Below are 24,055 nucleotides of genomic sequence, written 5' to 3'. Positions count from 1 at the left end.
GACCCGAGAGGAACCAGCATCGATGCCCGCCACCGCGACCGGCGCCAAGTCCCGCCCCGACCCTGACACCTCGGTGGCTGAGCGCGTCCTTCCGATCGTGGGCGCCAACGTCATCGCCCGACGCGAAAAGCTGGGCATGTCGCAGCGGGCATTGGCAGAAAAGGCCGGTATCGACCGAGTGTTCCTGCGTCACGTGGAGCAGGGCAACCGCGCGGCCACTCTCGTCTTCCTCGCCAAGATTGCCGACGCCCTCGACACCAGCATCGAAAAGCTCGCCCACGGCGTCTGACCCACATCTGCGGCGATGAACACCCCGACACCGACGCTCCCACCCGGAGATGTCGGCCCCTGCTGATAAGGATCAACCATGGACCGCAGCACACCGACCCGTCGGCACCAGGTGTTGCACACCTCAGTGCGCAGCGTCCAACGGATGGAAGGGGTGCTGGTGCCGTGAACCCGTTCGACTACAACCCACCCGACTCCCGGCAGGCGCCCGCCAGCGATGTGGTGTACGTCGCTGCGGTCAAGCCGTACTCGGCAGTCTCGCCGTCCGACCGGCAGCCGCTGGCCCGGGTCCGCTACACCAACGGCAAGACCTTCGTCGGGCACCACGTGGTGCGCCACATCGACCTGCTCCGCGAGACCGGCCGCCCGGCGGAATACTGGCTGGTAATCGACCGTCTTGCACGAGAGGTGGTTGAACAGATCGACAACCTGGCCAGCCAGGGCACGATCCGACAGGTCGTCTGCTTCAGCGAACTGCGCTATCAAATCGACGCAGACACCGGTTGGTCACCCGAGGTCGACGCCCTCCCCGCGGAGGACTGGGCCGCGGTGCAGTGGCGCGTCACCGACATTCTGCGCACCGGATAATCCACCCGGCGGTTCGCACTCACAGGCCCGCGCCGCGACCTCAAACCCTCACGCCCGCGGAACGCGCCCCTCCACTCGGAAAGGCCAGCGCCTGCCGCAATCCCGGTGGTGTGAGGGGCGGTCTGCACACAGGGCCGCGCGGTCGCCGCCGCGCCCCACGGTGGGCTGCGTGACGTGCCCCGAGGCCAGACGTGGCCTGGACAAGGAGAAGCGCCGACGGATCGGTGCCCGCATGGGCAGGCCGCTCCCGCTCGACGCGTGGGTCAGGCTCAGAACAGAAAGTCGCTGTTGGCCTGCGCCCACAAGGTCTCGAACGAGGGGCGCTGCTTGTCGTCCACCACCGCCGGAGCCACGACGAAGAAGTGCTCGCAGTTCGCCGCCGCGGCAAGGCGGTGCCGAACGATGCGGTCACCGCCGATGTCGCGGCGGCCGGGCAGCTCGGCCAGGTGGGCATCCATGTCGGCCCGTGACCCGCACGCCAGGCGGCGCACCGACCGCGCCGTGACGCCCTTGCGGCCCTCACGGCCCGACGGGGTGACCCGGCGAACCTCGTAGACGGCGAAGTCGGTCTCATCCCACAGCCGGTGGAAGGCCACCTCGACCTCGGCCAGTCCGGCCTCGGAGATCATCTGGGCCACACTGCTTCCCGCGATCAGGGTCTGGCGTTCGTTGAGTCGCCGCGACACCGCCTCCATGAACATCGCCTTCGCGCCGGCCATCGGCTCCCGGCGGTAGCGCTGCACCATGTTGGCCCGGCCTGCCGCCGTCGACATGGCATAGACGCAGAACGTGCAGCAGCTCTTGGACCAGGACGTGCCGAGTTTGGACTGCACATACTCAGCGCAGGCCTGTCGATCCATCCCCCACTCGATCAGGGGATACCATCCTGTGCGGCGCGAGTTGTTGTACATCCGGTCCTTATCCGCGCGTCGCTGTTCGCCGGCCTCGAAACCGATGACGTGCCGGTAGGGCTGACCCCCGGTAACCATGGTGATCACCGGATCGAGTGCCCAACCCTTCGCGTGGACCGAGCACTTGCGGGCACCGCCGAGCTGCGGAACCGTTCCAGCAGTGATCATTTCGGTCGACAGCCGGTAGTTCCCGTCTATGTGGAGCTGCTGCGGACAGGTGGAATCATCCAGGATCACCACACCGTCCCCACTGCTCGTTGTGGTCCGCTCCGACCGCGCACATTGGATGTAGCGCACCCCGTTGGCCCGAAACAGCGGAAGCACATGCTTCTCCACATCGCGTGCCGTGGAGGCGAATTCATCACCGGTCATCGCCGCCGCCACCACCATGTCGGCCAGGTCGAAATCCCGGGACTGCGGCTCGGTCAACCACCGCAACAACAGACAGGTGCTGTCCAATCCGAGGCCGTAGGACACCACGACGGACGGACGCCGAGCACCATCGGCGATCCCCGGGATCTCCAATTCCATTGCGCCCGTGTTGAACATAGGTCCTCCGCAAACTCGAGGGGTGGATGGCTATAGCCTACCACCCATGGTAGGCTAAAGGCACCCGCCCGTCCGAGACAGATTGGAGAACGCCGGTGACCGATCACACCGACGCCCACGCCGCCGACCTCAGCGCCCTGCGCCGCAACTACACCTTCGACCGGGCCCGTGACGCCATCGCCACCGCCGTCGCGCAGCTCGCCGACGCCCGCGCCACGCTGATCCTGGCCGAACGACTGCACGATCACCTCGGCGTCATGGATCACAGACTGCTAACCCACAGCATCCTGACCCTCGACGACGACCTGCACACGCTGCAGGAAGCCCTAGCCGCCACCACCGCCGCGCTGGCCCGATTCCGGGGCCTGCCACAGCCCGCCCGCATCAGGGAGTACGTTGCCGACGACGGCGTGCCCGTCGTGCAGATCGACACCGCGCCCGATGCGGCCCCGATCCGAGTCAACCTCAACGACACCCGCATCCACGACGTCGCCACCGCGCCCCAGGCCGCGACTCCGAACACCGCCGACTACTGGCCTACCGAGGCCGGGCTAGTGGCCCTCAACGCCACGGCCGGTGACTACGGTCGGCACTGACTCCTCGCCACTCGCTGGCTCAACAGCTGCGAGCTGGCTGATCTGCGGTCTTCGTCCGTCACGCACCAGGCGGCGGGACAACCGCTGTGGTGGCCGGCGCCGCCGAGGCCGGTGGTGCTTCTGACGGTATCGCCGCGGCGGGCTGGCCCTGTGCTGGCGGCGCTGAGGGCGCAGGGCTGGCCGGGGCTGGACCGTGGGGCTGCCCCTCGACGGGCGTACCCGAGCTGCCGGGGGCCTCAGCGGTGGCAGCCTCCGGCGCTGGAGCACCCACCGGGGTGCCCGTGCTGCCCGTGGGCAACGGGGTGCCCGAACTTCCGGGCAGCGGGGCCCCGGAGCTTCCCTGGGGGACACCGTCGGCGCCGCTGGCGGCTGGTGTGGCAGGCACCAGGCCTGGTTCCTGCTCAGTGGGGACCGCGGCCGCGGCCGCCGAGCCGCTGCCCGAGGAGCTGGTGCCGGGTGTGCGGCTTGCTCCGGTACTGGCCCCACCGTCGCGCGGTGCTGGCGCCGGTGTCACCCACACCGCCAGATCGGTGCCGCCGGCGTTGTAGACGACGCTGTCGGGCTCGGCCCCGGTCACGTCGAAGTAGAGCTTGCCGGTCGTCTGCTGGCCCTGAGCGATCGTGGCAGGGTTGACGCCCTGGGGTGTGGCCGCACCGAACAGGACGCGGTAGGTCTCGCCGTTGCGGGCGCGGGCATTGAAGTTCGACACGATCGGGATTACCGACCCCGCGAGGGCGGTGTCGGTGGCCGTCGCCTCCCACAGCACCCCATAGACCCGATGCGGGATCACATCGCTGCTGGGCTTGAGGTCTTTGACGGTCCAGCCCTGCACCACGTCGCCATTGACCAGCTCGGCCTGGCTGCCGAGGGTCGTCGTGGTGGGCTCGGCCAGCACCGCTGGCGCGCCCGAGAGCCCCAGCGCCGCAGCTAGTGCTGTCGAGGCGATCGCGGCGGAGACGGTTGAGGTCTTCACGGATTTGAGTCTCCTGTCGCTGTCGTCTTCCGTCGTCCAGGTTCCCGACAGAAAACTGTCGTCCTCTTTGCAAGCTATCAGCCGCTGAGGCCAAACACGCTGGTTACCGAGGAGGCGGGGTGCCGGCACCCCTTCGGCGGGCCGCCCGCCACCTCGTGTGCAACATCCCCTCTGACATCCGCTGCAACGTCGCCTGCAACACGGCCTCTGGCGGCACCCCTAGATGGGCGACCAGGCCAGGTCGAATGCCGGGTCCTGGCTCGCATCCCGGTGGGCCGGCTTGCACCCAGGCGCAGCCGCGGCCGCGTCGCCCGCAGCCCCGTCGTCGGCCGCCGACGCCGCCTCAACCGGATCAACGACAGCCAGGACAAGCCGAACGTCGCCCTACGCCCCGATCCGCCGACCAAGGCTGCTGAGCGCCGCTAGCACGAAATACACTGCCGCGCATCACTTTCAGAGCATATACGGGTGGCTAAAGCCATCCGTTAGTGGTAGGCTAAAGGCACCCATACAGAAAGGCCGCGGAGCACGCCATGACCGCCACCACTGAACGCCCGCAGGGAACCGTCACCGTCGGTGACGTGCCTGACCTGCGTTGCTACGACGTCATTCTGGTCAACTCCAGCGCCGGAAAGGACTCCCAAGCCAGCCTCGACGTGGTGGCTGCCGCCGCCCGCCGGGCCGGAGTGCTCCACCGCGTCGTGGTGGTGCATGCCGATCTGGGCGAGGCCGAATGGGATGGCGTGCCCGAACTCGCCGCCGAGCACGCCACCCACTACGGCCTGCGATTCGAACTGGCCCGCCGCGAACGCAACGGAGCCCTCTACACGATCCTGGATCACGTTCAGCAACGCCGACTTTGGCCCAGTGCCTCCCAGCGTTGGTGCACATCGGATTTCAAGCGCGGTCCGATCCGCAAGGTGATGACCAAGCTGGTCGCCGAGCTGCGCGACAGCGGCCAGGTCGCCGGCCGCCCCGTGCACCTGCTCAACGTCATGGGCCTTCGCGCCGAGGAGAGCAGCGCCCGCGCCCGCCGACTGGCCTACTCCCCCAACACGGCCGCCTCCAACGGACGTCGCCGCGTCGATGACTGGTACCCCATCCACCACTGGTCCACCAAACAGGTCTGGGAGCGCATCCGCGCCGCCGGCACCCGCCCCCACCGGGCCTACATCGAAGGCATGTCACGCCTGTCGTGCAGGTTCTGCCTCCTAGCGTCCCGCGCCGACCTGGTGTGCTCGGCTCGCCTGAACCCCGAGCTGGCCCGCCGCTACGCCGAGGTCGAAGCCGAGACCGGTCACCGATTTCGCGCCGACCTATCGATGGCCGACATCATCGCCGAATCCCAAGCCGGTGAGCAAGGCGCCTTCATCGCACTCGCGGACCTGCACCCCATCGGGGCATGACCACCCACGCCAGTCAGGAGCGACCATGACCGCCAACATCATTCACCCCGTGCAGGGCCGAGATTTCCACGCCGCCCGCCGCGTAGCGGTGTACAAGAACCTCCACAAGGCCGCCTGGTCGATCAAAGCTCTCGACGGTCCCCACAAGGGCAAAGTCGTCGCCCACGCCGAGGTCGTCGGCCTGCTCGACTGCGCCATGCACGTCGGCCTCACCGCGCAGCAGCGCATCGCCCAGGGCGCACCCCGCGAGGTGCACGCCTGGATCGCCGGCCGCCTGAGCGAGGTCACCATCGACCACCCCACCCGTGTCGTATACCGCCCGCACGAACGGCCCGAGTTCTACCTGCCCAGCACCGGTCACGGCGTGCACACCGCCCCGGCGGTGCTGTTCACCGACCACGCCTACGTCAACGCTGCCTGAGTCCCTTCGGAAGGAGACCACCATGACCACCCCCGCACCAGTCCTGCCCGCCATCCCCGACGACGCCCGCCGAGGCCGCGGGCGCCGTCGCGGTGATGGCGCTCGAGCGCGTGCCCGCCGACATCCGCGCTCAGGGTGGGGTGTCGCGGATGAGCGACCCCGACATGATCGAGGGCATCATCTCGGCGGTGACCATTCCGGTCATGGCGAAGGCGCGCATCGGGCACTTCGTGGAGGCGCAGATCCTGCAGAGCCTCGGCGTCGACTACGTCGACGAATCCGAAGTGCTCACCCCGGCCGACTACACCAACCACATCGACAAGTGGAAGTTCACCGTGCCTTTCGTGTGCGGTGCGACCAACCTCGGTGAAGCGCTGCGTCGTATCAGCGAGGGCGCGGCCATGATTCGTTCCAAGGGCGAGGCTGGCACCGGAGACGTCTCCAACGCCACGACGCACATGCGCAAGATCGGTGGCGAGATCCGCCGGTTGACCTCGCTGTCGGAGGACGAGCTGTACGTCGCGGCCAAGGAATTGCAGGCGCCCTATGACCTGGTGGTCGAGGTGGCGCGGGCTGGCAAGCTGCCCGTGACGCTGTTCACCGCCGGTGGCATCGCCACCCCGGCCGACGCCGCGATGATGATGCAGTTGGGCGCCGAGGGCGTCTTCGTGGGGTCGGGCATCTTCAAGTCGGGCAACCCCGAGGAGCGCGGCGCGGCGATCGTGAAGGCCACCACCTTCTTCGACGACCCCGACGTGCTGGCCAAGGTGTCACGCGGACTCGGCGAGGCGATGGTCGGAATCAACGTGGAGGACATCGCGCAGCCTCATCGGCTCGCCGAGCGCGGCTGGTAGCGGACCGCCGGCGCGTCGAAACTCCACCACGAAAGTAGCGCGTCGCTGCATCATCATCGCCAAATACCCTGGCGGTTGCACTTTTGGCCGCCAGATCACGTCCCTGGCGGCCAAAGCTGCTCCGGAACCGCAGGATCCACGACGCGGCTGGCGGATCGACGACTCGGGCCCTGCTCGACTGCGCTCAGCCTGACGTTTTCCGGGATTTCCCTGGCGTCGGCCCGCGGCTCAGTCAGCTACGGCGGGACGCAATTCACCATCGGGCAGTCCGACATCTTTCTGTCTTTCCCGGACATGGCCTTGGGGGTGCGAGCATCACCAGCACCGAAGAACGATCTGCGGTCCACCCGGCCATGTCATCTTGGTGGGCTCTCGACTCTCGTTGACGTTTTCGACGACGCGTAAAACCCAGTCGGTGGCCCTCGGTCGGCAAGCCAACGCACGAGATCCGCTGCAGAGCCCAATGGCTACCGCGGGACTCAGCCGCCTCCATCGGAGGTCGACGGATGTCCGCTCGGAAGGACACGGCTGCAGCCCTTTCCACAGACCAGGATCGGAGATGGCAACGTCATGGCGGGCTTGGTGAGTCCATCCGGCACGAACAGCGACGCATCCGTGTACCTCGTAGTACAGTCTGCCGCACACAGTCCAATTTTGGGCAAGCCTAGCGAGACGGGAACCTCACCGTGAACGAGATCGCGACGCCAGACGACGACGCAGCACCTGCCTTTGATGGCCTACGGGCGATGTTCGTCAACTGCACTTTGAAGAAGTCGCCTGAGCGCAGCCATAGCCAAGGTCTGGCCGACATCAGTCGCGCCCTGTTCGAAAAGCACGGCGTCGCCGTGGACGAGATACGGGCCATCGATCACGACATCGCCACCGGCGTCTATCCAGACATGACAGAGCATGGCTGGGACACCGACGACTGGCCCGCACTCTACGAACGCATCATCGCCGCCGACATCCTCGTCCTTGTCGGGCCGATATGGCTTGGCGACAACAGTTCAGTGATGAAGAGGGTCATCGAGCGACTCTACGGCTGCTCGGGACTATTCAACGACGCTGGGCAGTACGCCTACTACGGACGCGTCGCCGGGTGCCTCATCACCGGTAACGAGGACGGCGTCAAGCACTGCGCGATGAACGTTCTCTACAGCCTGCAGCATCTCGGCTACGTCATTCCGCCACAAGCGGATGCGGGTTGGGTTGGCCCGGCCGGGCCGGGCCCCTCCTACCTCGACGAAGGGTCCGGCGGCCCGGACAACGATTTCACCAACCGCAACACCACCTTCATGACCTACAACCTGATGCACATCGCATCGTTGCTGCGCTCAGCCGGTGGGGTTCCCGCGTACGGCAATCAACGCGCAGAGTGGGATGCCGGTTCACGATTCGGATTTGCCAACCCCGAATACCGGTGATTGCAGGCATTGCCTTCAACCCAAAGGCGCCGCCCCGCCACAAAGAGGCGAACGGTTAAGGACTTCAAGTCAAAAGGTCTCGATCGTCACAGCGCCCCTGCGCACCAGTGCCCGTCGACCCTTGCGATTTACCCCAGTCGGCGTGCGAGCCATTCACGTGTTCACCAAGGTAGACCGCAGTGCCACTCGGCATAGCCGCCTTCGTGTCGACGGGTGACGTTGCCGGATTACGGGCGATTGACTTCTCGGATCTTCTTGGCCGCAATGCCTTTCACATCGGGAGGCGACCTCGATCATGGCCTCGATCTCATCGACGATGGCGACAGCCACACCACCGGGCGAGTGGATGTACCCCGTAGTACAGTTCGCGGTACAGAATCGCGAGTACCGCAAGCCCAGCGAGGACACGGATGGAGGCGACCGCCATACCAGTCAAACCAAGGCAACGGCAGGCCGTTTCATCCCCACGTATCGGTTCACAAGCGACCGCGGACGGCGGTAACCACGACCCTCTCAAGTTCACGAACGCCACTCGCTTGCACCCGTCGATCCCAGCCGCCTGATGCCACGCCTCGACGCATACGACATCTGCAAAGGAACAATCATGATGATCAGTGCCGCCGCACACCGCAGCAGTCGACCGAAACCCTGCGGAAGGTTCGCCGCCGCAGGCCTTTCCGTCATTGCGATGCTCACGCCATTTTCCCCGGCCACTGGGACCGCAGAAGCGGAACCCGACTGTCCGAGTGTTCAGATGATTTTTGCTCGGGGGACGTTTGAACAGCCAGGCGTGGGTGCGACCGGGCAAGCCTTCGTTGACGCCGTGAGCGACCGCCTAGGCGGCAAGTCCATGGACGTGTACGCGGCGAACTATCCTGCATCGCTCGACTTTAAACACGCAGCCGAAGGCATCGTCGACGTGCGCAACAAGGTCCAGTCCGTTGCGACTACCTGCCCGAGCACGAAGATCGTCCTCGGCGGTTACTCGCAGGGTGCCGCGGTGGTCGGCTATACCCTCGAGGACACGATCCCGGTGGACTATGAACTCCCGACCGGCATCACGGGCCCCATGCCCGCGGCGATGGCTGACCACATCGCCGCGGTGGCACTCTTTGGGACCCCAGGGGCCGGTTTCATGGCCCTCTTCCAGCGCAACGCACCACCCATCGTCATCGGCAATCCCTACCTGGCCAGGACGATCCAGCTCTGCGAAACAGGCGATCCGGTTTGTTCTCCCGGCGGCCGAGATCGCGCAGCACACAGCGCCTACAAGGACAACGGGATGGCGGTAGAGGCAGCGGAGTTCGCCGTTGGTGCACTGACGCGGACTCCGACCGCTTGAGTGTGCGCTCTTTCTGAAATGCAACGCCGAATGAAACAACCGCCATAAGCGAATGTGATACCTAAGTAAAAGCACTACTTCTAGACGATCATCTATCAGCCGACATGCGGTCGCACCCTCTATAGCTCCGGTGTATCTTTTGCCCTGAAGGCAGTCGCAAGTGCATTTACATGCGGTTCATATCCGCCAAAGTAATACGATGTGCCCCACTCAGGCATATTAGACGTATACAGTCCCCGAAATTCTAGAACGGAAGGCATAACTAATGGCTACGGATATCAAAGTCGTCATGGCTAGATTGTCGAATGCCGAGTCTGCGGTTAGCTCTGTGGGCAATATCGTCGCGCGTTACGGCTTGGCGGGTGTCATCGGGTGGATAGGAATTCTGAAATTCCACACATACGAGGCGCAGAACATCCAACCCTTGGTGTCGAATAGTCCCTTCATGGGTTGGATGTATCACCTGTTCAGCGTTGACGCTTTTTCGCTGATGCTGGGCATCGTCGAGATCGTCACCGCTCTACTGTTGGTCGTAAAGCCGTGGTTTCCTGCGATCTCGGTGGCAGGGAGCCTCTTGGCAATTCTGCTCTTCGTGAGCACCCTGACTTTTCTTTTCACCACTCCTGGAGTGGGCGAGGCGTCGGCCGGCGGATTCCCGCTCCTGTCGATGACCGGCCAGTTCCTTATCAAGGACATCGTCCTACTGGGAGTCTCGATTTTGACGCTCGCAGACGCCCTACAGGCTATCGCCCCGAGTGCGTCGATGACTGCCGATCGTGGAGACACACCGCACTGACATACCGGTGCCAACAAATCGCTGCGTGAATAGGTGTACGTACCCAGCACACAGACGCGATCATCGGTCCGATAAAGGAAAGTCAATTGTCGTCACACATAGGAATAGGCAAGACGGGCCACTACGTGAGCATCTCGGCACAATGACAGACCTACCGCTTCAGTACGGCGCGGAGGCACTGCCGAATCCGGGGCACAGGGGTCGAGATACGCCCAACGCCAGGTGTCCAGCTGGGTCGGCACCGGCGCTTGCCGAGCGGTTCGAACGTGAAGCCCTGCCCTATCGTGCCGCGCTCCTCTGCTCGGCCCGGCGACTCACACGCCGGGATGTTGATGCGGAGGATTTGGTTCAGGACACGATGATGAACGCATTCCTGGGATTCGACCGCTTCCAGCCTGGCACCAATCTGAGGGCGTGGCTCTATCGGATCATGCACAACCGCTGGATCAGCTCCCACCGGCTGAAGCAACGGCGCCCAGAGGCCTTTAGCGTCGTTGCAATTGCTGATATCGGGATCGTTGGCATTACTTCTCGTTCGGCACGGTTCGCGCGCTCGGCGGAAGACGAGGCCTTGGACGGTCTGTCCGACCGCCGAATAGAAGAAGCACTGCGGTCGCTGCCGGAGGGGTTCCAGAAAGTGCTGTACCACGTTGGCGTCGAGGGTCTCACCTATGCCGACACCGCGATCCTCCTGGGGATTCCACTTGGAACGGTCACTTCCCGCCTATCGAGGAGCCGGATTCGACTGCGCGCACAGCTGGCTGACTACGCGAACGGTCCAAGAGCCCGGTCACCTCGACGTCCCTCTGGCCTATAGTCGCCGCCACCAGTGGGCATCGGTGTTTGGATCGTAACCCGTTGGTGTCCAGCGCCTTTGGCGGTGGCACGGGTCATCAATTGTCCCGGTGCGGTTCCAACAGAGAGGCCTGCCCCACCGCACTATGTGCGCGCCGCAGCCAGTCATGGGTGGCGGCGTGGGACTGTTCGATCAGCGACGCGGCCTGGGAGAAATCCGTTGGCGCCACGCGAACCGGGCACAGCGGTGGGATCACACGGATGTCGACGGCGCCCTCGAAGCGGTCGACATCGTTGGCGAGCCTCTGGTTGATCGCGATCGTCATTGCGTGCATTGCCAAACCCATCGCGCCTTTGGGTGCAGATCGCAGAGCGCACGCGTAGCCGGTTGGCAACACGTAGATGACGTCGGCGCCGAGTCCCACGGCATGCGACAGCGGGGTGTTGTTGACGACGCCACCATCCATCAGGTCCCGGCCGTCGATACACACCGGCGGAAGGATCGCGGGTATGGCCGCACTTGCGGCGATGGCGTCGGCCGCATCTCCCGACGAGAGCAGCACATCTTCCCCTGACAGCACGTCGGTTGCCACGCAATGAAACGGCGTGGGGGCGTCCTGGAGTAGCTGAAAGCGTAGGTGCTGATCAAGGATGCGTCGTAATCCGTCACCGGATGCGAAGTGTCGGCGTCGCCCGAGGATGCAGAGCACGCTGGTACTCAGGCGGGTGGGAAACACGTCTCGTTTGGACAATGAGTGCCACACACCGATTAGATCCTTGGTTCCGGCGACATCGGGTCGGGCCGCTACCCACGCTCCGTTGAATGCGCCCACTGACGTGCCGACGACCATGTCCGGCGTGACGCCCGCCTCGAACAAACTGAGGAGCATCCCCGCCTGTACCGCGCCCAGGCTCCCCCCTCCGGAAAGCACGAATGCGGTAACCATGATCGTGCGATTATGGACGTCTGGCGAGGCGCACGTCGACGTTTCGAGCATCCTGCGGGTCCCAAGCGTTGCTATGTCTGAATCGGTTGTTACGCAGATGTTTTGCTAGATGGAGCCGAAGGTCGCAATCGCGTCTTGCAGACTCATGCCCTGTTGAAGGGCGACCCTGATGTCCCGCTCACGCTCGGTGACCGCCTCTGAACGCTCTAGGACCTGCAGGACATGCTCAGCAGGAATGACCACCACCCCGTCGATGTCGCCGAGGACGAAATCGCCGGGGCTAACGGTCACAGCCTCAACGTTGGCCCCTGGAAGGAGGATCGGCTGGGCCCATCTCTGCACCTGCCATCGCCCGATCGACTGAATAGGCGTGCGGTAGGTGGAGAAGGTGCTGAATTGAGCCTGCTCGAGCCAGGCTATATCGCGCACTCCGCCGTCCACGAGGGCACCGCGACAGCCGAGCGACTGAAGACCCAGAGCGATCAACTCCCCGAAGTAACAGGCGCCGTTTCCGGACCCCGACCACACCGTGACGTCGCCGTCCTGCACTCCGGCGCACGCTTGCACCTTCAGTTCGTCGGTCGGGGGGCCACCGCTGATCGAATCGCCACTGATCGTGTAAGCCCAGCCTGCCAAATGCGTGCCCGAACGCGGCACAAAGTCGGCCGACAGGGCCCGATTGGTTAACCCCATGGAATCCAATACGTCAGAGACGTTGGCGGTTTCGACTAGAAGGAAGCGTTCACGGATCTCGGTTCGGTTTGACGTTGACACTTGTACTCCTGCCTCAAAGATGGCGGCCGCGCCGACAGTGTACGGAGTGGTACAGTATCACGGCAACTGCCGTTCATACTGGAGCGTGGGGCTGGCGTCGTATCCAAACACCGGTATGAAACTCGGACGTCACGACACCGCTGACAGCTCAGATCCTTGGCGAGACGCGAAAACCATGCGGCCCGAGGTTTAAGGAGGTCCTGCAGATGCAACTCTACGACCGAGGTGTCTCCGCCCTACGCCTTGCACCCCTAGTAGACGCCGGGTACGACGCCGGAGGGGTATATCGCTAGATGGAGCCGCGGATCGACATTCGGCATCTGCGTGCGTTCGTCGCAGTGGCTGAGGCCGGTAGCCTGTCGGCGGGAGCTCGCAGCCTGGACGTGAGCCAACCTGCAGTGTCCCAAAGCCTCGCGGCGCTAGAGGAATCCCTCAATGTGCGCCTGCTCGTGAGGGGGCCAGGCGGGACATCACCAACTGCGGCGGGGGCCGTATTGCTGAGTGAAGCACGCACCTTGATTGGCCGGTTCGAAACGGTCCTAGCCAAGGTGGCGAACATCTCGCCGGATGTCGGCGCTCCATTGCGGATCGCCGTTCCTGCTGAGATGACGATCCAGCCGCTTACCGATGCACTCTCCAAGCTGGCGGCCTCACGCTTTCGCAATACGGTTGTCCAGCTCTCGCAACTGCCCTGTCCTGCTCAACTGGAAGCGCTGAGGAGAGGCACGTTGGATTTAGCGCTTATACGAGAGCGGCCTACTGGTGAGAACCTCGATGTCGCTCTTATCGCCGAGGAACCCTTGGGTGTCCTGGTAGCCACCGAGCAAGCTCATCGTTTGCGGCTGGGCACGGCTGACCTACGGTTGGACGACTTAGGGAGTCTGCAGTGGCTCGGTTTCCCGAGGTCCGACAGTCCGACATGGCATGACCACATGGTGGCCGTCCTCCGCAATCACGGAATCGGGGCCGGTGCAGAGACTGCTGATGCCAGGGGCCAGGTGCCGGAGGTGAAGCTTGCCCAATTGAGCATGGGTGGGCGGTTCGCGCTGGTTCCGCGTGGATATCTGCATTGCTTTCCCAGCTCGTTGTTGTGGATGCCGCTGGCTGGCGAGCCGCTCGTGCGACGGACGTGGGCTGGATGGCCGGCCTCGTCGAGACGTCGAGATTTGGCTCTGTTGATCGCGGCAATGGATGGCCCGCACCGCTCGGCGGTGGCAGGCGGGACCGCTGACGGCACGACGGAAACTGAAGCTGTCGGCGCTCGCTAGTCGTTGGGCGGGGCAGGGCGCCATACGCCATGATGGTGACATTGGTTGCCGCCGTTCCGTTTTGCGCGGTACATGGCCATGTCTGCGGCGCCGATCAAGTTTTCCATGGCCTCGTCCAGGACATGGCGGGACAGCGAGTCCAGCGCCACACACGACGTACCTATGCTGGCCGTGACGGGCATGGGCAGTTCCCTGATCGCCGCACAGATGCGCTGATAGTGCAGCACGTCGCGGTGTGAAGGCGCGACATCGGCAATGAGGAATTCCTCCCCGCCGCTGCGTGCGATGACGGCAGTCGGTGCGGAGGCAGATCGGAGTGCGCCGGCGACCGCCACCAGCGCTCGGTCGCCGGCAGCATGTCCGTGGGTGTCGTTGACAGACTTGAAGTCATCGAGATCCACCAGTGCAATGCGCAGGTATCCGCCTCTCGCGCTCTGGTGATGGGAGAGCAGGCCCGGTATCCGCATGCGGAAGGCGCGCCTGTTCAGAAGTCCGGTCAAGGGGTCGAGATCGGCAGCGGCCAAGTCTCCCTTCACTGTCCGCAGCAGACTGCAAATGGATATCGCCACGGCGAGGTTTGCCTGCAGCACCAAGAACAGGTCGACTGTTGCCAGCGCGATGCGTCCGTCGTCGGCCAGCTCGATGACTTGGCTCAGCGCTACCGCCGCGACGACGAGGAAGACACCGAGAACCATGGAAGGCGAGTGGAAGAATGCCACGTAGGCGGCGATGGTGGTGAACGCAATGCATCCCAGAAGTGCCGCCAAATGGTCAGGGTAGGCCAAGCAGGCCAACGCGATTGACCCTGTGGCAATCGCAGCGAACCCCATCGACTGCATTCGAGAGGGCCACCGCAATAGCCATAAGACCGCACCCGCGACTCCTCCGCCCACGGCGAGCCACATCATTGTCTGCGCCGGCTGGTGCTGCGGGCCGCCGGCGCCGATCAGGAGTACCAGCGTTGCCGCTGACATCGCCAGCGAGGTGGCGGCCACGAAGAGACGGGTGATGAGCGTCGCGTTGCGTGCGTGCATGAAGGCGGTGACCCACTCGTAGTGTTCAGCGTCTATTGGCCCCGTCACCTGCCCACCATTTGTCCGTAACCCTTCTCGCCTATGAGCAGGGCCGGAAACGCAATGCACGTTTTCGTGAATGGTTTGGCAACCCCCGGTTCGCCAGCTGTATTACCTCCCAGGGAAGTCGACTTCCCAAGACCGAGCGGCCTACTCGGCTGTACGTCCCCGTTGCCGGGCGAGGAGCGGGTTCCAGACCTGGTTGACCGACGGGTGCGGCGCCACCACGTGACGCAGTGTCTCGATCGGGACCTTGGCGACGACGGCGAGTGTGGCCGCTTGGGCGAGTTCGGCGAACTCGGGTCCGACGAAGGTTGCGCCGAGCAGGGTGTCCGTGTCGGCGTCGATGACCAGTTTCGCCCAAGCGTCGAATCCGTCGCGGAAGATGGCGAGGTCGGGTACGGCTTCCGGGTAACGCGCGGTGCTCGTCGTAACCGTGAATCCGTCAGCGCGCGCTTGACTTTCGGTTCGTCCCACTTCGATGACCTGCGGGTCGGTGTACACGACCTGTGGAAGGTTGTGCGGGTCGCGGGCGATGAGTTCGTCGTCCGCGAGCTGACGGCCTCGCGCGCGGGCGGCGATGATGTCGGCAACCACGACTGCGTGATATTGCGACAGATGCGAGAGAAGCGCACGCCCGGTGGTGTCACCCATCGCGTACAGCCAGGTGCCGTCCACTCCAAGTGCCTGCAAATGGTCGTCGACGGCAACGAACTCTCCGGCATGCAACCCAACGGTTTCCAAGCCGAGGGAATCGGTGTTGACCGTCCGTCCCGCAGCTACGACGACTTCGTCGACCTCGATGTACTCGTCACCGACGGTGACGCTGACGGCGCCGCCCGCAACCGGTCGGGCCACGCCAGATGGGTGAGCGTGGAAGCGAAGGTCTACTCCCTTGCGCCGCAACGACTCGGTGACCATTTCGCTGGCGACGGTCTCGGAGTTGCGCAGCAGGGTGTCGCCGCGCGCAAGCAGTGTGACCTTGGAGCCAAGGCCAGCCAGGATGGTGGCGAACTCGACGGCGACGACGCCGCCACCGATGATCAGGCTTCGTGGTGGCACGTGCGTCATGGTCGCGAGGTCCCGGTTGGTCCAGGGGTGCGCGTCGGCCAGTCCGGGTACGTCGGGGATGGCGGGGCGGGTGCCGGTGGCGAGCACGACCGCGTGCCGCGCCCGGATGGTCTCCTCGCGGCCGTCGGGGTGGGTGACGGTGACCTCCCGTTGGCCGGCGAGCCGCCCGCGGGCGTGGAACACCGTCAGCCCACTCTGCTGCAACCCAGCGGTGGCGCCGTCATCGTTGAGGTGGTCGACGATGGTGTCCCGTTTCGCGAAGACGGCTGCGACGTCGAGCTGGCCCTCTCCGACGGCTTCTCGGGCGCCGGGAACGGCCTTCGCCAGGGCCAATACCTCGATCGGACGCAGCAGCGACTTGGTGGGATTGCACGCCCAGTAGTGGCATTCGCCGCCGATGAGGCGCTCCTCGATCAAGGCCACGTCGAGGCCTTCGGCGATGAGGTACTGCGCCGCTGAGGCGCCACCGGGGCCGCCGCCGATGACGACGACGTCGAATTCTGAATCTTGGGTCATGTCAGCCTCTGTCTTGGTGCTTCAGCGGTATGGATGGACACTTCGGAACGAAGGGTGCGATGCACCGGGCATCGGTCGGCGATGTCGAGCAGCTTGGCGCGTTGGTCGGCGTCGAGCGGGCCGATGAGGGTGATGTCGCGTTCGATCCGGTCGACCATCCCCGTGGCGGTCTCACACTCGTCGCAATCCTTGGCGTGGATTCGGAAGTGGCGCGAATCGACGACGATGCGTTCCAGCGGCCACTGCTTGCGATCGGCGTACATCCGCACCGTCATCGACGTGCAGGCACCGAGCGCGGCCAGAAGAAGGTCGTACGGCGTCGGTCCGGCGTCGTCACCCACGGGGGCGGGTTCGTCCGCGGTCAGCCGATGCCGACGCGCGCTGATCTGCTGGGTGAGTCTGCCGGGACCGCTCTCGGCGACCCGAACGGCACCTTCGGCGGGATCGTCGGTGATCGGTCCGGCGGTGGTCGTGGGGTTCGACACGTACTTGCTCGCCCATGCGGCGAGGACGTTCGCCGCGTACTCGGCATCGGCCCGATCGCTGAGAAGATGGTCTGCGCCGTCGAGAGCGACGAACGACTTGGGATGGCGCGCGGTGTCGAAGATGATTCGCGCGTTGTCCACCGACACCACCTGGTCGACTGGGGAATGCATGACGAGCAGGGCGGCGTCGAGGGTGGAAATGCGCTCGCGCTGCGGTTGCATCGCGATGTCGTCGAGGAATTGGCGACGCACGCGAAACGGTCGCCCCCCGATGGACACCGTGGCCTCACCCGATTCGACGACGGGCGTCACGTCGCCGAGCATTCCGACGACATGGAAGGGGTCAGCCGGGGCTCCGATGGTGACGACTCCGCGAACCTCGGGAATCTGCGGCGCGGCGGCCAAGACGGCCGCCCCGCCCAAGGAATGCCCGATCAAAACTGCCGGGGCACTGAACTGATCGCGGAGATGGTTTGCAGCGCAGACCAAGTCCTCGACGTTGGAACTGAAGCCGGTCGCGGCGAAGTCACCGTCGGACTCCCCCAAGCCGGTGAAGTCGAACCGCAGTACTGCGACACCCCGACTCGCCAGTGCGCGCGAGATCCGGCCTGCAGCAGAGTTGTCCTTGCCGCACGTGAAGCAGTGCGCGAACAAAGCCCACGCTGTCGGGGCGTCACTCGGCAACTCCAGCTTGCCGACCAACTCTGCGCTACTGCCGCGGAAGACCGTTCTGGTTGGGGTGCTCATACGCCTTCCTGGGCTCATAACGACCTTCGGTGAATGTACTACACGGAACAGTTCGTCACGCGATGCCGACCTAACGGACAACCGTCATCGCACGTCGCATGCACAGCCCGTTTGACGTTCGTCGCGGACTGGCCGCACCGATCCCAGGGATGGAGGTAACCGCATCGCCAAATGTACTGGACGGTACGCTCGATGACACACGCCCTGGCGCCCGCCTCCGCCAACGAGGACGAGTATTCGTTCCACGCCTGGCGACTTGGCAAGCCACTGCCGAAACAACTTTCGGTAGACCAACATGCGAGCGAGTTGTCATCGACTCAGCGTCTCGCTCTCGTCGACCGGTTCACCGAGCCAGTGGATGGCGACGCGGTCACCGTTGCCTGCCTCGACGTGGCGGTCCACGCAGTTGTAGGCGACGTTGAGCTTGCCGTCGGGGAACCACTTCGCGAACGGTGCCTCCGACCAGTCGAGAACCTCGGTGAAGGGTTTCGCCCACGACAGTCGCTCGGCCTGGGTCGCCCAGAACGCCAGGCGGTCGGCTTCGGCCTCGTCGTAGAGGGCGGCGGACGCGTTGGCCTGCTCGGAGAACGCGGCGGAGGGCGGATAGACCTCCTCGGTGGGCAGCGCTACGTTGGTCGACAGCGTATCTCTGGCGGACGTGGTCATCGAAGTAGATCTTCCTTGGGTACATGCCCGAATAGCGTGCTCTTCTGGCGGGATTGACGGTGTCAGGTGAGTTCGACGTCAGGTTCGGGCCACTTGGCGAGGGTGCCGACGAGTTCGACGAAAGCGCGTTCTGGCGGAGTGAGTGCGCGACCGGCTCGTGTCACCAGCGAGACGGTGCGACGTGGAGGTGGCGGCTCGATCGCGAGCACCACCAGCAAACCCGAGGCACGTTCGCGGGTGATCGCGTGCTCGGAGATGAGGCTCAAACCCAGCCCGGCACATACGGATTCCTTGAGTGTGGCGGGTCCCCACATCTCCCACCGCTCCACGTGCGGCAGATTCCAAGCCGCCAGAGCCGCTTCCTGCTGTCGGCGAGTCGCCGAACCAACTTCCCGCAGAATGAACCGCCGATCGGCGATGTCGGCGGGGTTGAGCACCCGTGACCGCAACGGGCAATCTGCCGGCCCGATGAGCTGCAACCGTTCCTCGAACATCGGTGTGGTGGTCAGGCGCTCGTCCTTGGGTTCCTCGGCACACAGTGCCAAGGCGACCTCGTTCTGGAGAAGCCACGCCTCGACCACGTCCTCGTTGCCTACGCGAATTTGGCAGTCGACACCCGGGACCCTCGTCGAGAAATCGGCGACGAGCTGAGGCAGGAGATAGGTGCCCAAGGTGGTGGTCCCCGCCACGGCCAGGCGGCCGGTCTTGAGTCCTTGCAGTTGTGCCACTTGACCTTCCAAGCTTTCGAGTACGGAGAACACCTCGCGAGCGTGTTGAAGAACCACCTCACCGGCATAGGTAGCTCGCGCTCCGCGGCTGGTCCGTTGGACCAGTTGCACTCCGAGTGAATTCTCAAGTGCGCGAACGTGGCTGGACACAGAAGACTGGCTCATAAACAAGCGTTTGGCCGCACCGGAGAATCCTCCACACTCGACCACGGCGGCGAAGATTTCGAGCTGGTTAAGCGAGATCATGCCGTCGCCCTCTCTGCTGCTGGGACATCGCCGCAACCTTCGTCAGTGTGCCATCCGTCCCCGGCGTTCCCGAGTAAGACTCAGACGGGACGCCGAGGACGGCGACGGTCAGCGGCGGACCGTCAAGGCGAGAAGGCAACTGCACGTGCACACTCCGGCTACCACGGGGAAGATCAACGCGGTGTTGCCCGTGATGTCCATCATGTGCCCGATCAAGGGCTCGGCAACCCCGGCGAAGATGTAACCGAAGAAGTTGACCACACCGATCGCCGTACCAGCCATCGCCTTGCCGGCAATGTCGGTGCTGAGCGCCCAGAACGTCGAATGCGGTCCGTAGACGAAGAACCCGAGCAAGAACATCAGCCCCATTTCGGGCAGGATCGGCAGTGCCAGAAGGTACATCGCCAAGGCGGTCACGGCACCGAGGCCCATGAACAACGCGATGGGATAGTCCCGCCGAGACTTGAAGATCCGGTCGGAGAGTTGGCCGTTGACCAGCGCCCCCAGCGCCATGCCGACGGGTAGAGCTACCGAGACCCACAGTGGGCTGATCTTCGAGCCGTCCGACTTCCAATCGCTACCGAGCAGATACACCGGCACCCAGATCAGCAACCCGTACCGTGCAGCGTTGTTGAACCCCAGGGCCGAACCCGTCACCCAGACCTTCGGATTCCGGAGCATAAGTTTGTAGCGATCCAGGGACTTGACGCCACGTGTCTGACCGGCCGAATCCAAGTGCTTACCGGGTTGGTCTTGATCGGCCTCCCAGGAAGGCGGGGGCTTGATCTTGGCTTGGCGTGGATTGTCGCGCGCGATGATGAAGAACGCGACACCGCCGACCAGCATCAGCAGCACGGGGATCCGGAAGATCCATCGCCAGTCGAGATCGAAGACCTCGACCACCAACGTCGAGGTCACGAACGCGAGCACGGAGGCAAGGCCGGCGGCGAAGTTGTAGAAGCCGAAGCTCTTGCCGCGTTCGTGGGTGCTCCACCAGCCTGAGATGACCTTGCCACCCGACGGGAATCCCATTGCCTGGACGAACCCGTTGGCACCCCACAGCGCACCGAGGGATCGTGGGCCCACCGAGAAGCTGGTGAACCAGTTGAACATGGTGGACAAAACGGCACCGAGGGCCATCACGCGGCGGCCGCCGAACTTGTCGGCGAGGTTGCCGTTGACGATCTGGCCGACCGCGTAGCACCACAGCATCGCGCCACTGATGGCGCCCAAGGTGGACTTGCTCAGACCGAGCTCTGCTTGTATTCCGGGGATGGCGAACCCGAAAGTTTGTCTGCCCGTGTAGAAGAACAGATAGCAGAACATCGTGGCGAGCAACATCCGCCACTTGTATTTGGCGAACTCCTGCTCGGTGACTTCATGGAGAGACGATGAATCGCTGACGAAGAGATCTGACGGGGCGCGTCGTTGCGAGTTTGTCATTTCCAGACCTCAGACTTCTCAAGACACGCGAGCAGCCGAGGCGCGATCGCGGCCGTGCTTGGCCACGTTGGCAACGAGAGTCGTTGCGATCCAAAAAGCGTCGTAGTTGTGCACGTACGCGGTGTCTCCGAACGGCTCGTCGAGCGGCGTGGGCCTCGGCAAGGCACGGTTGACGATGAACGGGATCTGCAACTCTCCCAATGCTCCGTGTGAGCGAAGCGGGGCATCCAAACCGCTGAGGTCATGCCACGCCTCATAGCGTCCAACCGCCGTCCCCGCAGCTGAAAGCAAGATGACGTCCCCGATGCGGTCGGCGGGCAAGCTGTACAAAGTAGCCGCCTCCTCGCGCTCGAGAACTTGCTCGACACCGTCGATGGTGCGCAGGCCCTCGACGACGTCCTTCACGGGGGCGTCGTTCGGGAGGTAGATGCTTGCGAACGAACCGAGCGCGCCGTGATGCACGGTGTAGGGATCGGTGATCGGCAGGATCACCCGGACCCCGTTCTCCGCGTCGGGAGCGGCACCCGTCGGGTGGCCCAGGATCTGACGCACCTCGTCCTCGACGTAGATGACGTTTGCCGTGCCACTCGCGTCGGTCTTCGCGCTCATCCCGTGGTCCGCGGTGATGACAACGACGGCACCGAGTGCGTCGAGCTTGGCCGCATAGTCGTCGATCATCGCGTAGAAGTCGTTCGCTACGTCGGAGCCGGGGGCGTTCTTGTGCTGAATGTAGTCGGTGAGCGACAGGTACATCAGGTCGGCGCCCCGCGTCTTGAGGATGGCGACGCCGGCAGCCAGCGTGAACTCGCTCAGTTCCGCGGAGTACACGCTGGGCAGCGGCATGCCCACCAGGTCGAGCACGTCGGTGATGCCGTTGCTCGACACCGTCGCCGTGTCCGCCTTCTCGGCGGAGAAGCAGATTCCGTTCCTCGACGGCGCCACGAACTGGGTGGCGTCACCGCTGAGGCTGGGACCCTCTTCGACCAGTCCGGCGCCCAGGAGACGGCGCAGCTTGTCCTTCGCCGTCACGACCACCACGTCCAGGCCGGCCTCGTTGGCCGCGGCGAAAACCGTCGGTGCCCGCAGGTACTTCTTGTCGTTCATCAGCACTTCTTCGCCGGTCTGCGTGTCGAAGATGTAGTTGCCGCAGATGCCGTGGGCAACGGGCGGGCGACCCGTGGCGATCGACAGGTTGTTCGGGTTGGTCAGTGCCGGCATGGCGCAGTGGGCCGCCCACGTGCTGCTCGACTCGCCGTCGAGAATGCTGCTCAACCAAGGCATCTTGCCCGCTGCCATGGCTTCGACGTGGTAGTCGGGTTCGCTGCCGTCGATGCAGATGACGACCACGGGCTTGTCGTGCAGAACGTAGGTTCGCTCGTTGACGGAGAAATTCTTGGGCTTCACGGAGAACTCCTGGCTAGTGGTTTCGTACCTCGGCATAGCCATGGTGTGCGTGACGCCCGCCACGCAGAACCCCCAGAATGCCGATCGCTGACATCGCCGACGGCGATAACGTTCGCGGTAGACGGTGATGGCGGGCGACGGCGTGGTAGCTATCCGGCGGACACGCTCTGGTGCTCCCGAGACCAGCGTGGTGGCCACCCAGAAGGCGTCGCAGTGTGTACGTAGGCGGTCTGACCGTAGGTCTCGGCGGCCCCCTCGCGGATGTGGGAGGCCTGCACCTCATCCAGGGAACGCAGTCGATCGATGACCGAATCCCGGTTCGTCGACGGGGCAGATAGATGCTCGGGAACGAACCGAGTGCGCAGTGCCGCACGGTGTGGGGATCGGTGATCGGCAGGATCCCGGACGCCTTCCGCGCCACCCTCATGGGCGCCCTCGGGAAGGCGACGATGCGGCGGAACTCGTCCTCGAATGGCACCGCGCCACACCGGCCTTCATGGCCTCGCGACTGCCGGCTTGGGGCGTCCTCACGCCGGGGTGGTGAACATGAAGCTGAGCGTCGTGACGAACATTCCGATTGCCATACCACTGCCCGCGATGGACGGCGATCAGCGCGGCGACTGCGAGTTCGACGACACCCAGCACGGCTTAGATGGCCGTCACCGAGAAGGCGTCTTAGACCCAGCTCATCAGCGGGCTGCTCGTCATGAGCGGCAGCGTCGATTTGGCGTCATAAGTGGTGAACTTCAGGGCACCGATCCATGCAATGGCGAACGCGAGTGCGCACCGCGCCGCGCGACTTAAGCCCCACCGGGGCCAGCCGAGACGCGACGCGTGAGCGATACAGGCGAGATATGACATCGCCCAAAGACATTGGCTTCTTCCGCCGCTGGGTAAACCGCTTCCGGAACGGGAGTGCCTCCGATGGGGCGCGGCGTTACACGACGGCGTCGACAGGTCGCCCTTTGGGCTGCAGCGGAAACGCCCAGCCGTGTAACGGATGCCAACCACCCCGGCACTCACCCACGTCTGATCATCGTGTGGCGCCCGTGGCTGCCAAAGTCAGTGTGCGCCGAGGCCTCGGATAATGAAATCGGTGAGTTTGTCGAGGTATTCGGGCTCGATCTCCCCGTCTCGCACCAGGAGTCGCCAGTAGATCGGCGCGGGGAACAAGTCGAGAGCAAATTCGATGTCGATGCCGGGGTCCAGTTCGCCGCGCGCGATCGCTCGATCGAGAAGGATCCGCCCGCGTGCCCGGCGCGGCCGCCCGATCATGCCTTCGACGAAGTCGCTCAACTCGGGATTGCGGCCCATTTCAGCGACTAGGTCGGCAAGGATACGAGAGAACTGCGGATGAGACAGCCAGTGCGCCATGGCTTCTAGAGACTTTCGCACATCACCGGCGAGGGAGCCGGTATCCGGGATTTCGGCTCGGCCCACGCTGAAGTCGGCGACCGCAGCCAACGTCATGTTCAGCTTCGAGGGCCAGCGTCGATAGAGCGCGCTCTTGCCGACTCCGGCGCGTTTGGCGACCGCTTCCATCGACAGTCGCGCATAACCCCGCTCCGCCAACTCGGCAAGGACCGCCTCGGTGATGGCCTTGGTGATCCCGGGCTGCAGCACGGCAGCACCGGTAGGCGTGCGACGGGTCATCAAGGAAGTCTAGCGAATGGACGATACTGGCCCGACCGGCGTACGTTCAGTAGGACGGTCCCGTATCGTCCACAACGTCGGGAGAGTTTCA

23 protein-coding genes and 3 pseudogenes are annotated in these 24,055 nt (G+C 64.5%); 12 read left to right on the top strand and 14 right to left on the bottom strand.

Annotated elements, in window-relative coordinates; translation table 11 throughout:
- Positions 1–22 precede the first annotated feature (22 nt).
- Both MHN84_RS26300 and MHN84_RS26295 read left to right on the top strand, forming a co-directional pair.
- Positions 23–289, top strand: a complete 267-nt coding sequence (locus tag MHN84_RS26300) for a helix-turn-helix domain-containing protein (RefSeq protein WP_179474377.1) — start codon at positions 23–25, stop codon at positions 287–289.
- A 164-nt stretch (positions 290–453) separates the two neighbouring features.
- Positions 454–876: a hypothetical protein gene (locus MHN84_RS26295; protein ID WP_241207419.1), complete on the top strand. Its 423-nt coding sequence runs from the start codon at positions 454–456 to the stop codon at positions 874–876.
- Positions 877–1,145: 269 nt separating this feature from the next.
- Here MHN84_RS26295 and MHN84_RS26290 read toward each other — a convergent pair whose 3' ends face one another.
- A complete protein-coding gene (locus MHN84_RS26290; protein ID WP_241207418.1) occupies positions 1,146–2,336 on the bottom strand; it encodes a hypothetical protein in 1,191 nt (396 codons plus the stop codon).
- 95 nt (positions 2,337–2,431) lie between these two features.
- On the opposite strand from MHN84_RS26290, the gene MHN84_RS26285 reads away from it, so the two are divergent.
- Positions 2,432–2,932: a hypothetical protein gene (locus tag MHN84_RS26285; protein WP_241207417.1), complete on the top strand. Its 501-nt coding sequence runs from the start codon at positions 2,432–2,434 to the stop codon at positions 2,930–2,932.
- Positions 2,933–2,990: 58 nt separating this feature from the next.
- Here the strand turns inward: MHN84_RS26285 and MHN84_RS26280 are convergent, their stop codons facing one another.
- Entirely contained in the window at positions 2,991–3,905 is a 915-nt protein-coding gene (locus MHN84_RS26280) for an MPT63 family protein (protein ID WP_241207416.1), read from the bottom strand.
- A 270-nt stretch (positions 3,906–4,175) separates the two neighbouring features.
- Between MHN84_RS26280 and MHN84_RS26275 the strand changes: the two genes are divergently transcribed.
- From MHN84_RS26275 to MHN84_RS26240, 8 genes and pseudogenes are all read left to right on the top strand, one after another.
- Positions 4,176–4,331, top strand: a complete 156-nt coding sequence (locus MHN84_RS26275; RefSeq protein WP_241207415.1) for a hypothetical protein — start codon at positions 4,176–4,178, stop codon at positions 4,329–4,331.
- A gap of 107 nt (positions 4,332–4,438) precedes the next feature.
- Positions 4,439–5,311, top strand: a complete 873-nt coding sequence (locus tag MHN84_RS26270; RefSeq protein WP_241207414.1) for a phosphoadenosine phosphosulfate reductase family protein — start codon at positions 4,439–4,441, stop codon at positions 5,309–5,311.
- Positions 5,312–5,336: 25 nt separating this feature from the next.
- Positions 5,337–5,732 carry a hypothetical protein gene (locus MHN84_RS26265; protein ID WP_241207413.1) on the top strand — a complete coding sequence of 132 codons (396 nt, stop codon included), beginning with the start codon at positions 5,337–5,339 and terminating at the stop codon, positions 5,730–5,732.
- Between the two features lie 68 nt (positions 5,733–5,800).
- A pseudogene (gene pdxS, locus MHN84_RS26260) lies at positions 5,801–6,586 on the top strand (pyridoxal 5'-phosphate synthase lyase subunit PdxS); the annotation flags it as partial.
- 746 nt (positions 6,587–7,332) lie between these two features.
- Complete coding sequence (locus MHN84_RS26255; RefSeq protein WP_046365437.1) at positions 7,333–8,010, top strand: flavodoxin family protein; 678 nt, start codon at positions 7,333–7,335, stop codon at positions 8,008–8,010.
- Between the two features lie 607 nt (positions 8,011–8,617).
- Positions 8,618–9,352 carry a cutinase family protein gene (locus MHN84_RS26250; protein ID WP_110798042.1) on the top strand — a complete coding sequence of 245 codons (735 nt, stop codon included), beginning with the start codon at positions 8,618–8,620 and terminating at the stop codon, positions 9,350–9,352.
- 289 nt (positions 9,353–9,641) lie between these two features.
- Positions 9,642–10,148: a YkgB family protein gene (locus tag MHN84_RS26245; protein ID WP_046365446.1), complete on the top strand. Its 507-nt coding sequence runs from the start codon at positions 9,642–9,644 to the stop codon at positions 10,146–10,148.
- A 142-nt stretch (positions 10,149–10,290) separates the two neighbouring features.
- On the top strand, positions 10,291–10,965 hold the full coding sequence (locus tag MHN84_RS26240; RefSeq protein WP_082133499.1) for a sigma-70 family RNA polymerase sigma factor: 675 nt from the start codon (positions 10,291–10,293) through the stop codon (positions 10,963–10,965).
- A 76-nt stretch (positions 10,966–11,041) separates the two neighbouring features.
- On the opposite strand, the gene MHN84_RS26235 is transcribed toward MHN84_RS26240, so the two are convergent.
- Positions 11,042–11,890: a patatin-like phospholipase family protein gene (locus tag MHN84_RS26235; protein WP_043988169.1), complete on the bottom strand. Its 849-nt coding sequence runs from the start codon at positions 11,888–11,890 to the stop codon at positions 11,042–11,044.
- A gap of 105 nt (positions 11,891–11,995) precedes the next feature.
- Positions 11,996–12,664, bottom strand: a complete 669-nt coding sequence (locus MHN84_RS26230; RefSeq protein WP_073695036.1) for an RraA family protein — start codon at positions 12,662–12,664, stop codon at positions 11,996–11,998.
- 293 nt (positions 12,665–12,957) lie between these two features.
- Between MHN84_RS26230 and MHN84_RS26225 the strand changes: the two genes are divergently transcribed.
- A complete protein-coding gene (locus MHN84_RS26225; protein WP_046365436.1) occupies positions 12,958–13,932 on the top strand; it encodes a LysR family transcriptional regulator in 975 nt (324 codons plus the stop codon).
- On the opposite strand, the gene MHN84_RS26220 is transcribed toward MHN84_RS26225, so the two are convergent.
- The 10 genes and pseudogenes from MHN84_RS26220 to MHN84_RS26185 all read right to left on the bottom strand — a co-directional run bounded on the left by MHN84_RS26220 (position 13,929) and on the right by MHN84_RS26185 (position 23,964).
- On the bottom strand, positions 13,929–15,014 hold the full coding sequence (locus tag MHN84_RS26220) for a diguanylate cyclase (protein WP_046365435.1): 1,086 nt from the start codon (positions 15,012–15,014) through the stop codon (positions 13,929–13,931). The two genes, MHN84_RS26225 and MHN84_RS26220, sit on opposite strands and share 4 nt — an antisense overlap.
- Positions 15,015–15,155: 141 nt before the next feature.
- Positions 15,156–16,592, bottom strand: coding sequence for an NAD(P)/FAD-dependent oxidoreductase (locus tag MHN84_RS26215; protein WP_046365434.1), 1,437 nt, complete (start codon positions 16,590–16,592; stop codon positions 15,156–15,158).
- On the bottom strand, positions 16,589–17,824 hold the full coding sequence (locus tag MHN84_RS26210) for a bifunctional alpha/beta hydrolase/OsmC family protein (RefSeq protein ID WP_046365433.1): 1,236 nt from the start codon (positions 17,822–17,824) through the stop codon (positions 16,589–16,591). Before MHN84_RS26210 ends, MHN84_RS26215 begins: the two co-directional genes overlap by 4 nt.
- A gap of 315 nt (positions 17,825–18,139) precedes the next feature.
- A pseudogene (locus MHN84_RS26205) lies at positions 18,140–18,490 on the bottom strand (acetyl-coenzyme A synthetase N-terminal domain-containing protein); the annotation flags it as partial.
- Between the two features lie 62 nt (positions 18,491–18,552).
- Positions 18,553–19,218, bottom strand: coding sequence for a LysR substrate-binding domain-containing protein (locus tag MHN84_RS26200; protein WP_052765309.1), 666 nt, complete (start codon positions 19,216–19,218; stop codon positions 18,553–18,555).
- Between the two features lie 69 nt (positions 19,219–19,287).
- Positions 19,288–19,464: pseudogene (locus tag MHN84_RS30040) on the bottom strand (LysR family transcriptional regulator); the annotation flags it as partial.
- A gap of 108 nt (positions 19,465–19,572) precedes the next feature.
- A complete protein-coding gene (locus MHN84_RS26195; protein WP_075362259.1) occupies positions 19,573–20,907 on the bottom strand; it encodes an MFS transporter in 1,335 nt (444 codons plus the stop codon).
- Between the two features lie 18 nt (positions 20,908–20,925).
- Positions 20,926–22,311, bottom strand: a complete 1,386-nt coding sequence (phnA, locus tag MHN84_RS26190; protein ID WP_241207412.1) for a phosphonoacetate hydrolase — start codon at positions 22,309–22,311, stop codon at positions 20,926–20,928.
- Between the two features lie 675 nt (positions 22,312–22,986).
- Entirely contained in the window at positions 22,987–23,172 is a 186-nt protein-coding gene (locus MHN84_RS30035) for a DUF417 family protein (RefSeq protein WP_110797992.1), read from the bottom strand.
- Positions 23,173–23,373: 201 nt separating this feature from the next.
- Positions 23,374–23,964, bottom strand: a complete 591-nt coding sequence (locus tag MHN84_RS26185; RefSeq protein ID WP_046363719.1) for a TetR/AcrR family transcriptional regulator — start codon at positions 23,962–23,964, stop codon at positions 23,374–23,376.
- Positions 23,965–24,055 lie beyond the last annotated feature (91 nt).

The sequence above is a fragment of the Mycobacterium sp. PSTR-4-N genome, from assembly GCF_022348085.1.
Taxonomy (GTDB): Bacteria; Actinomycetota; Actinomycetes; order Mycobacteriales; family Mycobacteriaceae; genus Mycobacterium.
Note: the sequence above shows the minus strand (reverse complement) of the source record. Positions and strands in the feature narration are given on the sequence as shown.

Coding starts and splice junctions, on each gene's coding strand:
- MHN84_RS26300 (WP_179474377.1), top strand. CDS start 23: ATGCCCGCCACCGCGACCGGCGCCAAGTCCCGCCCCGACCCTGACACC.
- MHN84_RS26290 (WP_241207418.1), bottom strand. CDS start 2,336: ATGTTCAACACGGGCGCAATGGAATTGGAGATCCCGGGGATCGCCGAT.
- MHN84_RS26270 (WP_241207414.1), top strand. CDS start 4,439: ATGACCGCCACCACTGAACGCCCGCAGGGAACCGTCACCGTCGGTGAC.
- MHN84_RS26265 (WP_241207413.1), top strand. CDS start 5,337: ATGACCGCCAACATCATTCACCCCGTGCAGGGCCGAGATTTCCACGCC.
- MHN84_RS26255 (WP_046365437.1), top strand. CDS start 7,333: ATGTTCGTCAACTGCACTTTGAAGAAGTCGCCTGAGCGCAGCCATAGC.
- MHN84_RS26250 (WP_110798042.1), top strand. CDS start 8,618: ATGATCAGTGCCGCCGCACACCGCAGCAGTCGACCGAAACCCTGCGGA.
- MHN84_RS26245 (WP_046365446.1), top strand. CDS start 9,642: ATGGCTAGATTGTCGAATGCCGAGTCTGCGGTTAGCTCTGTGGGCAAT.
- MHN84_RS26240 (WP_082133499.1), top strand. CDS start 10,291: ATGACAGACCTACCGCTTCAGTACGGCGCGGAGGCACTGCCGAATCCG.
- MHN84_RS26235 (WP_043988169.1), bottom strand. CDS start 11,890: ATGGTTACCGCATTCGTGCTTTCCGGAGGGGGGAGCCTGGGCGCGGTA.
- MHN84_RS26225 (WP_046365436.1), top strand. CDS start 12,958: ATGGAGCCGCGGATCGACATTCGGCATCTGCGTGCGTTCGTCGCAGTG.
- MHN84_RS26215 (WP_046365434.1), bottom strand. CDS start 16,592: ATGACCCAAGATTCAGAATTCGACGTCGTCGTCATCGGCGGCGGCCCC.
- MHN84_RS26210 (WP_046365433.1), bottom strand. CDS start 17,824: ATGAGCACCCCAACCAGAACGGTCTTCCGCGGCAGTAGCGCAGAGTTG.
- MHN84_RS26195 (WP_075362259.1), bottom strand. CDS start 20,907: ATGACAAACTCGCAACGACGCGCCCCGTCAGATCTCTTCGTCAGCGAT.
- MHN84_RS30035 (WP_110797992.1), bottom strand. CDS start 23,172: ATGTCATATCTCGCCTGTATCGCTCACGCGTCGCGTCTCGGCTGGCCC.
- MHN84_RS26185 (WP_046363719.1), bottom strand. CDS start 23,964: ATGACCCGTCGCACGCCTACCGGTGCTGCCGTGCTGCAGCCCGGGATC.